The following is a 10572-nucleotide window of genomic DNA, read 5'->3' on the forward strand; positions in this document are numbered from 1 at the left end:
CGTCAGGCCGGCGCGGCGGCCCCGCCGGCGCTGGACCGGGGCGGGCCTCGTCCAGGCGCCCGGGCGGCTCCGCAGCCTCGTCCGACGGAGCGAGGGTGGCCTCGTCGCCCTCGCGACCCTGGTGGGCTGCGTCGCCGGCGTGGCGGTCTCCGCCATGACTTGGATCACCCAGACCCTGCGCGAGCATCTCTACCAGCTGCCCGCGGGCGCGCGCCTCAGCGCCGTCGACGCCGTGCCGCCGGCGCTCCTGCTGGTGGGCCCGTGCCTCGGCGGCGCCGTCCTCGGCCTGCTGATCGTCGCCGCCAACTACGTCCGCGGCCCGCGCAAGCGCCCGGCCATCGACCCGATCGAGGCCAACGCCCTGCACGGCGGCCGCATGTCCCTGCGCGACAGCCTCTACCTCGCGCTCCAGAACGTCATCTCGAACGGGTCCGGCGCCTCCGTGGGGCTGGAAGCCGGCTACACACAGATCGCCTCCGGCCTCGCTTCGCGCCTGGGCATCGCCTTCGAGGTGCGGCGCAGCGACTTGCGCACCCTGGTCGGCTGCGGCGCGGCCGGGGCGATCGCGGCCGGCTTCGGGGCGCCGCTCGCCGGCGCGTTCTACGCCTTCGAGCTGATCATCGGCACCTACTCGATCGCCACGCTGACGCCCGTGGTCGTCGCGGCGCTGTGCGGCAACCTGATCTCGCGCGCCCTGATCGAGGCGCAGCCGCTCGTCGATCTCGGCGACATGCAGGCGGTCACGACCTCGCACGTCACCAGCCTCGAGATCCTGCCGAGCCTCGCCCTCGGGCTGTTCTGCGCGGGCCTCGGGATCCTGATCATGCGCGGGGTCACGCTGGTCGAGCGCCTCGTCCAGGCCTCCGGCGTGCCGCGGGTGGCGGCGCCCGCCTTCGGGGGGCTGTGCGTCGGCGCGCTGGCGCTGCTCGCGACGCCGCAGGTGCTCTCGGGCGGGCACGGCGCCCTGCACATGCACTTCGCCGCTGAGGGGCAGGGGCACGGCATCGCGGTCCTGGCCGGGCTGTTCGCCGCCAAGGCCACGGCCTCGGCGATCTCGATCGGCTCGGGCTTCCGCGGCGGCCTGTTCTTCGCGTCGCTGTTCCTCGGGGCCATCGCCGGCAAGCTGTTCGCCGCCCTCGCCCCCGTGCTGGTGCCGCCGCTGGCGGATTTCGGCCTCACGCCGCTCGCCTACGCGGTGATCGGCATGAGCGCGCTGGCGGTGGCGGTCATCGGCGGCCCGCTCACCATGACGTTCCTGGCCCTGGAGGTCACCGGCAGCCTGCCGATCACCGGCGTCGTGCTGGCGGCGGTGATCGCGTCCTCCCTCACCGTGCGCAAGACCTTCGGCTACTCCTTCGCCACGTGGCGCTTCCACCTGCGCGGCGAGAGCATCCGCAGCCCCCACGACGTCGGCTGGATCCGCTCGCTCACCGTCGGCCGGCTGATGCGCCGCAATCCCGGCACCGTGGCCCTGGACACGCCGCTGCCCACCTTCCTGCGCGCCCATCCCCTCGGCTCGCCCTCCCGGGTGATCGCCGTGGACGGGGCGGGGCGCTACGCCGGCATCCTGAACGTGCCCGAGACGCACGCGGCCGCCCGGGATTCCGGCGCCGACGCGCAGCCGGTCCTCGCCGACCTGCTCCTGCACGCGGACGATTTCCTGACGCCGGGCATGAACGCCAAGGACGCCGCGGCCGCCTTCGACCGGACCGAGAGCGAGGCGCTCGCGGTCGTCGAGAGCGCCGAGAGCCGGAAGGTGCTGGGCCTGCTCACCGAGAGCCACACGCTGAAGCGCTACAGCGAGGAACTCGACCGCCAGCGCCGGGCGATGGCGGGCGAAACCGACTGATTGTCAGGCCGGGGTGTTGACCCGATCCCGGCGCGGACCAATCACCTGACGCCGACGACCCGGGCCCCGCAGAGGCCCGCCCCTCGAAACGCGTGGAGGATTCATGGCCGCCCCAGAGAACAGCCAGCAGCGTCGCTACCGCATCGCGGTGATTCCCGGCGACGGCATTGGCAAGGAGGTGGTGCCGGAGGGCGTACGGGTGCTGGAGCAGGCGGCCAAGCGGCACGGCTTCGGCCTCCAGCTCGACTGGTTCGATTTCGCCAGCTGCGACTATTACGAGCAGCACGGCCGGATGATGCCGGAGGACTGGAAAGCGCGGATCGAGACCCACGACGCGATCTATTTCGGCGCCGTCGGCATGCCCGAGCGCGTGCCCGACCACATCTCCCTCTGGGGCTCGCTGATCCTGTTCCGGCGGGAATTCGACCAGTACGCGAACTTGCGCCCGGTGCGGCTGATGCCGGGGGTGAAGTGCCCGCTCGCCGACCGCAAGCCCGGCGACATCGACTTCTGGGTGGTCCGGGAGAACACCGAGGGCGAGTACTCGAACGCGGGTGGCCGGATGTTCGCCGGCACCGACCGGGAGTTCGCCCTGCAGGAGACGATCATGACCCGGCACGGGACGGACCGGATCCTCAGGTTCGCCTTCGAGCTGGCCCAGAAGCGCCCGAAGAAGCACCTGACCTCGGCCACAAAGTCGAACGGCATCTCGATCACCATGCCGTACTGGGACGAGCGGGTGAAGGCGGTGGCCGAGGCCTACCCGGACGTCCGGTGGGACCAGTACCACATCGACATCCTGACCGCGCATTTCGTCCTGAACCCGGACCGGTTCGACGTGGTGGTGGCCTCCAACCTATTCGGCGACATCCTGTCGGATCTCGGGCCCGCCTGCACGGGCACGATCGGCATCGCGCCGTCCGGCAACATCAACCCGGAGCGGGTGCACCCGTCGGTGTTCGAGCCGGTCCACGGTTCGGCGCCGGACATCGCCGGCCAGGGGATCGCCAATCCGATCGGCCAGATCTGGTCGGGGGCGATGATGCTGGAGCATCTCGGCGAGCACGCGGCGGCGGCCGAGATCGTCGGCGGGATCGAGCGGGTGCTGTCCGAGCGGACGCTGCGCACCCGCGACCTCGGCGGCAACGCCGACACGCAGGCCTGCGGCAAGGCGGTGGCGCAGGCTTTGGGGTAGGAGCGGTTTCGCCGCAGAGATCTCCGAGGATCGCGCGATCTCCGGAAGACTCCTTCGAGGCCCGTGCCACGCTCCGGCCCCCGGGATGAGACGGGATGCCGTCTCCGTCTCGGGGCCTCGGTCAGCGTGTCGGCTCCGTCATCACGAGCGCAGCGGAGTGGCCCGGGGTCGGCGCGACGCCGGTGAGCGCGGCGCTGCCCTGGTTCGCTTGGCTCCGCTCGCAAGGACGGCGGTCCGAACATATCGACAGGGAACGGAGCGAGCGCGGGAGACCGCGCTCTCCGCGGCGTCAGCGCGGGCGGCGGCGCACGCTCACCACGTTGCTCGCCGGCTCGGCCTTGCCGGACTCCGCCGGCAGGGTGTCGAGGGCGGTCTTGACGATGGTCTTGGCGTCGAGGCCGGCCTCGGCGTACATCTTCTCCGGGCTGTCGTGGTCCTGGTAGGCGTCCGGCAGCGTCATCGTCCGCACCCGCACCCCACCCGCGTCCAGAGCGCCCCGCTCCGCCAGCAGGTGCAGCACCATCGCGCCGAACCCGCCCCGCGAGCCCTCCTCGACCGTGATCAGAACCTCGTGGTCCCGCGCCAGGTCCAGGATCAGCGCCTCGTCCAGCGGCTTGGCGAACCGCGCGTCCGCCACCGTCACCGCCACGCCCTGCTCGGCCAGCGTGTCGGCCGCCTTCAGGGCCTCCGCCAGGCGCGTGCCGAGCGACAGCAGCGCCACACGCGCCTCCGCGTCCCGCCGCACCACCCGGCCCTTGCCGATCGCCAGCGCCTCGCCCCGCTCCGGAAGCTCGACGCCCACCCCCTCGCCCCGCGGGTAGCGCAGCGCGATCGGGCCCGTATCGTGCGCGTGGGCGGTCGCCACCATGTGCACCAGCTCGGCCTCGTCGGAGGCCGCCATCACGGTCATGTTCGGCAGGCAGCACAGGTAGGCGAGGTCGAACGCGCCCGCGTGCGTCGCCCCGTCGGCGCCGACCAGCCCCGCCCGGTCCAGGCAGAACCGCACGGGCAGGTTCTGCAGCGCCACGTCGTGCACGACCTGGTCGTAGGCCCGCTGCAGGAAGGTCGAGTAGATCGCCACGAACGGCCGGTAGCCCTCGGTCGCCAGACCGCCCGCGAACGTCACCGCGTGCTGCTCGGCGATGCCGACGTCGAAGGTCTTGTCCGGGTGCGCCTTGCCGAACAGGTCGATGCCGGTGCCGCCGGGCATGGCCGCGGTGATCGCCACGACCTTGTCGTCGGCGTCGGCCGCCTTGATCAGGCTCTCGCCGAACACCCGCGTGTAGGCCGGCGCGTTCGGCTTGGCCTTGGCCTGGACGCCTGAGACCACGTCGAACTTGACCACGCCGTGGTAGCGGTCGGCCGAGGCCTCGGCGGGCGCGTAGCCCTTGCCCTTCTGGGTGACGACGTGGAGCAGGATCGGGCCGTGCTCGGCGTCGCGGACGTTCTTGAGCACCGGCAGCAGGTGGTCGAGGTTGTGCCCGTCGACCGGGCCGACGTAGTGGAAGCCCATCTCCTCGAACATGGTGCCGCCGCCGACCACGAGCGAGCGGGCGTATTCCTCGGCCGCGGCGGCGCGCTGGTAGAGCGCCTTGGGCAGGAGCTTGCCGAGTTGCTTGGCGGTCTCGCGCAGGGACTGGTAGGCGCCGCCCGAGGCCAGGCGGGCGAGGTAGGCCGACATGGCGCCGACGGGGGGCGCGATCGACATGTCGTTGTCGTTGAGGATGACGATCAGGCGCGAGTGCAGGGCGCCGGCATTGTTGAGGGCCTCGTAGGCCATGCCGGCCGACATGGAGCCGTCGCCGATGACCGCGATGGCGTTGCGGCGCTTGAGCGGGCGGTTCTTCGCCTTGGCGGCGGCGTTGTCGAGGTCGCGGGCGACCGCCATGCCGAGGGCTGCCGAGATCGACGTGGAGGAGTGGGCGGCGCCGAAGGGGTCGTAGACGCTCTCGCTCCGCTTGGTGAAGCCCGACAGGCCGCCGCCCTGGCGCAGCGTGCGGATGCGGTCGCGGCGCTCGGTGAGGATCTTGTGGGGGTAGCACTGGTGGCCGACGTCCCAGACGATGCGGTCGTCGGGGGTGTCGAACACGTGGTGGAGCGCCACGGTCAGCTCGACCACGCCGAGCCCCGAGCCGAGATGGCCGCCGGTGATCGAGACCGCGTCGATCATCTCGGCGCGCACCGCGTCGGCCACCGCCTGCAGCTCCGACTCCGGAAGACGCCGCAGCGCCGAAGGAGACGGAACGCGGTCGAGAAGTGCACTCTGCTCGGGGGTAATCGCCACGGCATCAACCTCTAACGGATGGGATCGGTTCGACGCCGAGCCTCAGGACATGTCGAGCGGGGCGACGCCCTCGGGCCGCCCGTCGGAGCCCAGCGTGATCCGCTGGATCCGCGCCTCGGCCCGCTTCAGCAGCGCCTCGCAATGCTTCTTCAGCACCTCGCCGCGCTCGTAGATCGCCACCGACTCGTCGAGCGGCACGTCGCCGCGCTCGAGGCGGCGGACGATTTCCTCGAGCTGTTCCAGCGCCTTCTCGAAAGGCAGGTCGCCGGCGGCGGGGGCCACCTCGGGTCTGCTCGCAGTCATCCCAGATACTTCCTTTGGGGGTGTTTGTACGGCGCGATCCCCGGTCGCCACAACCCTGGGGGCCAGTCCGCCGGCCGGGTCCGCACCGTTTTGGACGGCCGCGGCGGCGTTTGCGCCACACTTCGCACCGGCGTTCGGCTCACGCCAGCGCGAGGGTGAACGGCGTGCCCTCGAAGGCGTCGGCGCCGCGCCCGATGCGGGCGATCGCCGCGACCATGCGGCCGTCGCGGTCGAGCATCCGGTCGGCGATCGCCACGAACAGGGCGTTGGGTGTCGCCGAGGGCGAGGCGGACCGCAGGGCGTCGGCGATCGCCGCCTCGTCGCGCTCGGGCGCCAGCGCGCAGGCCGCGATGTAGGCGGCGGCCGTCGAGCGGCTGATCCCGGCGTAGCAGTGGATCACCAGCGGTTTCTCCCGCGGCCAGGTCCGGACGAAGTCGAGAAGCCGGGCCACGTGTTCTTCAGCCGGCAAAACGTGTCTGTCCCGGGCCGCCGCGATGTCGCTGACCCAGATGATGGCGTGGTTCGCGGCGTCGATCACGGCCGGCCGCTCCAGCGGCGTGCCGACATTGATCAGCGTGAGCACGTGGCTCGCGCCCGTGGCGGCGACGGTCTCGGGCAGGCGCGAGAGCGGACAGACGTGGAGGGTCGGCATGGTGGGGCGCCAGTGACCTGCGATCGTGACGGATCGAGGGCGGAGATCCGTCAGGGCGGGGACAGGGCGGTGAAGCGCGCGAGGAATCGCGCCTCGGCCTCGGCGGTCGGCCACGGCTCGGCCAGGGCCGGCACCGGCTCGGGCAGGTCGACCGAGGGGCCGAAATAGCGCTCGGCCTCCTCCGGCGCGAAGCCGGCGAGGCGCACCGCCTCGACGTGGGCCGCAATCCGGTCGGCCCGCTTCACGAGCCGGGCGAGGGCGGGCGAGGGGTTGGTCAGCCCGAAGCGGCGCCGCACCGCCGCGAGCAGGCGCAGTTCGACGCCGCGATAGGCGTCGCCGATGGCGGCCTTGAGCGGCGAGATGATGTCCCCGACCACGTATTCCGGCGCGTCGTGCAGGAGCAGCTCGAGCCCGTCCCGGTCGGTGCAGCCGGGAGCGAGGTGGCGGCCCACCGCCTCGACCAGCAGGCTGTGCTGGGCCACCGAGAAGACGTGCGGCCCGCGGGTCTGGCCGTTCCAGCGCGCGACCCGGGCGAGGCCGTGGGCGATGTCGGCGATCTCGATGTCCCCGGGCGCCGGGTCGAGGAGGTCGAGGCGCCGGCCGGAGAGCATGCGCTGCCACGCGCGCGGCGGCGCGCTCACCGGGGCCCGCCCAGCGCGGCGCAGGGCCCGTGCCGGTGGCAGCCGACGAGGTGATCGTTGACCATGCCCACCGCCTGCATGAACGCGTGCACGATGGTCGGCCCGCAGAAGGAGAAGCCCTCCGCCTTCAGGGCCTTGCCGATCGCCCGGGAGACCGGCGTCTCGGTGGCGATCTCCGCGCGGGTCCGGGCCGTGCCCTGGACCGGCCGGCCGTCGACGAAGTCCCACAGGAAGCGCGCGAAGCCGGGGCCGCGCTCCTCGATCCGCAACCACGCCCGGGCGCCCGCGACGGTGCCCTGGATCTTGGCGCGGTTGCGGATGATGCGGGTGTCGGCCATCAGCCGCGCGACGTCCGCCTCGGTGAAGCGGGCGATCCGCTCGGGATCGAAATCCGCGAAGGCGTCGCGGAACCCGTCCCGGCGGCGCAGGATGGTGATCCACGACAGGCCGGCCTGGAAGCCGTCGAGGATCAGCTTCTCGTAGAGGGCGCGGCCGTCATGCTCGGGCACGCCCCACTCGGTGTCGTGATAGGCGACGTAGAGCGGGTCTAGCCCGGCCCACCAGCAGCGCGGGCAGCCGTCGGGATGGTCTATGAGGCCGGTCTCGGACATGCGGCGATGGTAACGAGAACAGGAGCGGAACGCCACCGCGGCGGCGATGGCCGCACGGCCGCCCCGACGACCACCTCGACGGTCGCTTCCGCCCGTGCCGGACGAGCCGCGGCCACGCGGCCCGATCCCGAGCGTCGCGATCCTACCCGGCCGCGCTCGCCGCCGCGTCCGGCATGGCGAAGGTCGCGCAGGCGGGGCGCGCCAGAGTCACGGGCTGGTCGCCCGCGCGCGGAATCTCGCCGGAGGCGAGCGCGTCGCCCAGGCGGTCGAGGCGGACCGTGGCGAGGCCGCGGTTCCCCGCGGCGCTGCCCGTGGTGCCGAGCACCTTGCCGCCCGCGGTGATCTCGGTGCCGGGCGCGGGCGCGGCGTCCGGGTAGGCGGCCGCCAGGATGCGGGTCCGGGCCGTGCCGCGATGCTGCATCCGCGAGACCACCTCCTGGCCGACGTAGCAGCCTTTTCGGAAGTCGACGCCGCCGAGCTGGTCCATCAGCGCCTCGTGCGGGAAGGCGTCGCCGAAGGCGAAGTCGCGTCCGCCCTCGGGCACGCCGAGGGCGATCCGGTGCGCGTGGTAGTCGGCCTCGGCGGCGTCCGCCGAGAAGGCGCCCGCTTCGGCGTAGAGACGGGCGCCGAGATCGGCCGCGCGGGAATCGGCCAGCGCCTCCGCGGCGGGCGGGGCCGCGCCGGCCCAGGCCGCCGCGACCGCGACAGTCGGGTCGGCCGCGATGGTCGCCTGCGCGCGCAGGCGATAGAGCGCCAGGCGCTTGGCGAGGTCCGCGGCCCTGTCGGCCAGCACGTCGAACCGGAAGCCGTCGGGGATCCGCGAGACCAGGAAATCGAAGAGGATCTTGCCCTGCGGCGTGAGCAGGGCGCCGAGGCGCGCCTCACCGGGCTGGAGCGTCTCGACGTTGCAGGTCAGGACGCCCTGGAGCAGCGTCGTGGCGTCCGGTCCGGTGACGGTGACCAGGGCGCGATCCGGCAGCAGGGCGACGGGCATGGGCGGCGATTCCTCGGGGCGCGGACGGTCCGGCTGGCCGGACCGCGGACCCGGGACGTAGTCGCTGACCGCCCGCGCCTCAACCGTCCGCGCTCACCCGCTCAATGCTGGAGCGTCGTGGTGAAGGCGCCCCCGCGGATGCGCTCCGGGAATCCCTCCGCGTAGCGGGCCGTGGCTTCTTCGCCGTACGTCGTCACGAGTTCCTGAAAGGCCGCGAACAGGGCGGCCTGGGCCATGCAGTCACCGTCGAGACCATCGAGGCAGCCTTCCGCGAACGCTTCCGAGACGTAACTCAGCGCGACGCGTTTCTCCTCGACATCGACCTCGATGGGGGCGGTGTGAGAGCTGTGCTGCATGGCCGGATACTTCCATTGCGCCGGACACGGGGCCCGGCGGACGCAATGGATGATAAGCAGGTCCCGGCGGCTCGGCCAGCCGAGAATTTCGGATCGGTTAACGCGAGCGCTCAAATCCGATGTTTCGCCGGCATCGCCGGTATGTGTGCTGTACCTGCATCACCCCCCGAAACGCCCGGCCAGAGCGTGCGACAGCCGGTCGCCCTCCGCGACGTACCGGGCGGCCGCCTCGTGGGCCGCGGGCGTGCAGACCCGGTAGGTCAGCGCGTAGCCGCGGTAGCCGCGGTTGTAGGCGCCGGCCAGCCGGTCGCGGCGGGCCGGGGTCACGCCCTCGGAGTCGATCAGCGCCTTCATGCGGGCCGGCCAGTCGGCCGCGTCCGGGGCCGCGCAGAGGTTCCGCAGGAACGCCAGGGCCCCGATGATCTCGGACATGCGCAGCAGGTCGCGGTCGTAGGGCGCGGGCACGTCCGCGGGGGCGGGCGCCTCCTTGGACGGCTCCTTCGCGGCTTCCTTGGCGGGCGCGCCGCTCCGGCCGGAGCGCTGCTGCGCCAGCGCCGGCGCGGAGACCGGGCCTGCCAGGAGCGCCAGCAGGCACAGGAGGGTCGCGGGGCGCCTCACGCCGTCGGCTCCCCGCCCGGCACCCCCGCGCGGTTCGCGTGTCGATCCGCGCTCCCGGCCGTGCCCTGGCCCGCCACCCGCGCGAAGGCCTCGCGCAGGGTGTCGACCAGGCCGGGGGTGGTCGGAAGGGTCGCGACCTCCGCGAGCGTCGCCCACCGGGTGCCCAGGGCCTCGGGCCCGGCCACGGGCTCGCCGCCGCACCACACGGCGGCGTGCGGGTGGACGACGTAGTGGTGGCGGGCCCGGCCGGCCTCGTCTCGGACGATGATCTCGGTGGGCGAGAGCACGCCGACCACCTCGGCGGGCAGGCCGACCTCCTCGGACAGTTCGCGCAGGGCCGCCTCGGCCAGGGACTCGCCCGCCTCCACGAGGCCGCCCGGCAGGGTCCAGACGCCGCGCATCGGCTCGTTGGCCCGCGCCGCCAGCAGGACCCGCTCGCCGCGGATCACCGCGATCGACGCGCCCACGAAGGGCCGGGCCGGGAACAGCCGGCTGTCGGGATCCGGTGCGCCCGCGGTCACGGCTTGCCCCCGTCCGGTGCCACGACGGCCACCCGGCCGTCGGCGAGGCCGACGAGCAGCCGCGCCGCCGCGCCCTCGCCGAGGACGACGATGCCGGTCTCCGCGGGGGCCGGCAGCGGCACGCGCGCCCGCTCGCGCAGGCCGCCCTTGGCCGCCACGAAGGCGATCTCCGGCCGGCCCGCCACCGGCAGGACGAGTTCGGGGCTGCCGCCGGCCGGAACGGTCACGGCGAGATCCGAATCGCCGTCGCCGGCCGCGTAGCCCGCGGCCTCGCCGGCGGGCTCGATCGCGTCGGGACGCAGCGTCCAGAGCTGGAGCCGGCCCTTGGCGCTGACCGTCGCGGCCTGGGTGGCGCCCGATCCGGAGAAATCCGCGATGCCGGCGATCTTGAGGGGCGGGCCCGGCTGGGCGGGCGTGCGGGCGGCGACGGCCCAGGCCGCGCCCGGATCGCCGACGGGCCGGTCGATCAGCACGAGGCCGCCGGCATCCGCGCCGGACAGCGTCGCCGCCAGCAGCGCCGGGCGGTCCCCGAGGCGCAGCAGGCGCGG

At 73.4% G+C, this 10572-nt stretch carries 11 protein-coding genes and 1 pseudogene; 2 read left to right on the plus strand and 10 right to left on the minus strand.

Annotated features, from left to right (window positions below):
* Positions 1-1849, plus strand: a 1849-nt coding sequence (locus ACLBYE_RS27265) for a chloride channel protein (RefSeq protein WP_447696565.1), incomplete at its 5' end; no start/stop codon positions are given.
* 103 nt (positions 1850-1952) lie between these two features.
* A complete protein-coding gene (locus ACLBYE_RS27270; RefSeq protein WP_447696566.1) occupies positions 1953-3044 on the plus strand; it encodes a tartrate dehydrogenase in 1092 nt (363 codons plus the stop codon).
* Between the two features lie 289 nt (positions 3045-3333).
* Here ACLBYE_RS27270 and dxs read toward each other — a convergent pair whose 3' ends face one another.
* The 10 genes and pseudogenes from dxs to ACLBYE_RS27320 form a co-directional block, all read right to left on the minus strand.
* Positions 3334-5328 carry a 1-deoxy-D-xylulose-5-phosphate synthase gene (gene dxs, locus ACLBYE_RS27275; protein WP_447696567.1) on the minus strand — a complete coding sequence of 665 codons (1995 nt, stop codon included), beginning with the start codon at positions 5326-5328 and terminating at the stop codon, positions 3334-3336.
* 42 nt (positions 5329-5370) lie between these two features.
* On the minus strand, positions 5371-5631 hold the full coding sequence (locus ACLBYE_RS27280; RefSeq protein WP_447696568.1) for an exodeoxyribonuclease VII small subunit: 261 nt from the start codon (positions 5629-5631) through the stop codon (positions 5371-5373).
* Positions 5632-5770: 139 nt separating this feature from the next.
* The gene (locus ACLBYE_RS27285; RefSeq protein WP_447696569.1) at positions 5771-6283 is read right to left on the minus strand and encodes a tyrosine phosphatase family protein; all 513 of its coding nucleotides are present in this window, start codon (positions 6281-6283) and stop codon (positions 5771-5773) included.
* Between the two features lie 50 nt (positions 6284-6333).
* Positions 6334-6894, minus strand: coding sequence for a hydrolase (locus ACLBYE_RS27290; protein ID WP_447696573.1), 561 nt, complete (start codon positions 6892-6894; stop codon positions 6334-6336).
* Positions 6895-6920: 26 nt separating this feature from the next.
* Positions 6921-7535 (minus strand): DNA-3-methyladenine glycosylase I, encoded by a 615-nt coding sequence (locus tag ACLBYE_RS27295; protein WP_447696570.1) that lies wholly within the window; start codon positions 7533-7535, stop codon positions 6921-6923.
* 142 nt (positions 7536-7677) lie between these two features.
* Positions 7678-8529, minus strand: coding sequence for a CAF17-like 4Fe-4S cluster assembly/insertion protein YgfZ (ygfZ, locus tag ACLBYE_RS27300; protein ID WP_447696571.1), 852 nt, complete (start codon positions 8527-8529; stop codon positions 7678-7680).
* Positions 8530-8630: 101 nt separating this feature from the next.
* Positions 8631-8885 (minus strand): hypothetical protein, encoded by a 255-nt coding sequence (locus ACLBYE_RS27305; RefSeq protein ID WP_012320917.1) that lies wholly within the window; start codon positions 8883-8885, stop codon positions 8631-8633.
* A 159-nt stretch (positions 8886-9044) separates the two neighbouring features.
* Positions 9045-9503 carry a TIGR02301 family protein gene (locus tag ACLBYE_RS27310; RefSeq protein WP_020093933.1) on the minus strand — a complete coding sequence of 153 codons (459 nt, stop codon included), beginning with the start codon at positions 9501-9503 and terminating at the stop codon, positions 9045-9047.
* Entirely contained in the window at positions 9500-10024 is a 525-nt protein-coding gene (locus tag ACLBYE_RS27315; protein ID WP_447696572.1) for an NUDIX hydrolase, read from the minus strand. The genes ACLBYE_RS27310 and ACLBYE_RS27315 overlap by 4 nt, the downstream gene beginning before the upstream one ends.
* Positions 10021-10572, minus strand: a pseudogene (locus ACLBYE_RS27320) (hypothetical protein); the annotation flags it as partial. The pseudogene ACLBYE_RS27320 and the gene ACLBYE_RS27315, both read right to left, overlap by 4 nt.

It is taken from the genome of Methylobacterium sp. A52T (assembly GCF_053346095.1).

What these genes read in the sequence shown, in the direction of transcription:
- ygfZ (WP_447696571.1), bottom strand. Translation starts at nt 8,529, where the DNA reads ATGCCCGTCGCCCTGCTGCCGGATCGCGCCCTGGTCACCGTCACCGGA.
- ACLBYE_RS27280 (WP_447696568.1), bottom strand. Translation starts at nt 5,631, where the DNA reads ATGACTGCGAGCAGACCCGAGGTGGCCCCCGCCGCCGGCGACCTGCCT.
- ACLBYE_RS27305 (WP_012320917.1), bottom strand. Translation starts at nt 8,885, where the DNA reads ATGCAGCACAGCTCTCACACCGCCCCCATCGAGGTCGATGTCGAGGAG.
- ACLBYE_RS27285 (WP_447696569.1), bottom strand. Translation starts at nt 6,283, where the DNA reads ATGCCGACCCTCCACGTCTGTCCGCTCTCGCGCCTGCCCGAGACCGTC.
- ACLBYE_RS27290 (WP_447696573.1), bottom strand. Translation starts at nt 6,894, where the DNA reads ATGCTCTCCGGCCGGCGCCTCGACCTCCTCGACCCGGCGCCCGGGGAC.
- ACLBYE_RS27270 (WP_447696566.1), top strand. Translation starts at nt 1,953, where the DNA reads ATGGCCGCCCCAGAGAACAGCCAGCAGCGTCGCTACCGCATCGCGGTG.
- ACLBYE_RS27295 (WP_447696570.1), bottom strand. Translation starts at nt 7,535, where the DNA reads ATGTCCGAGACCGGCCTCATAGACCATCCCGACGGCTGCCCGCGCTGC.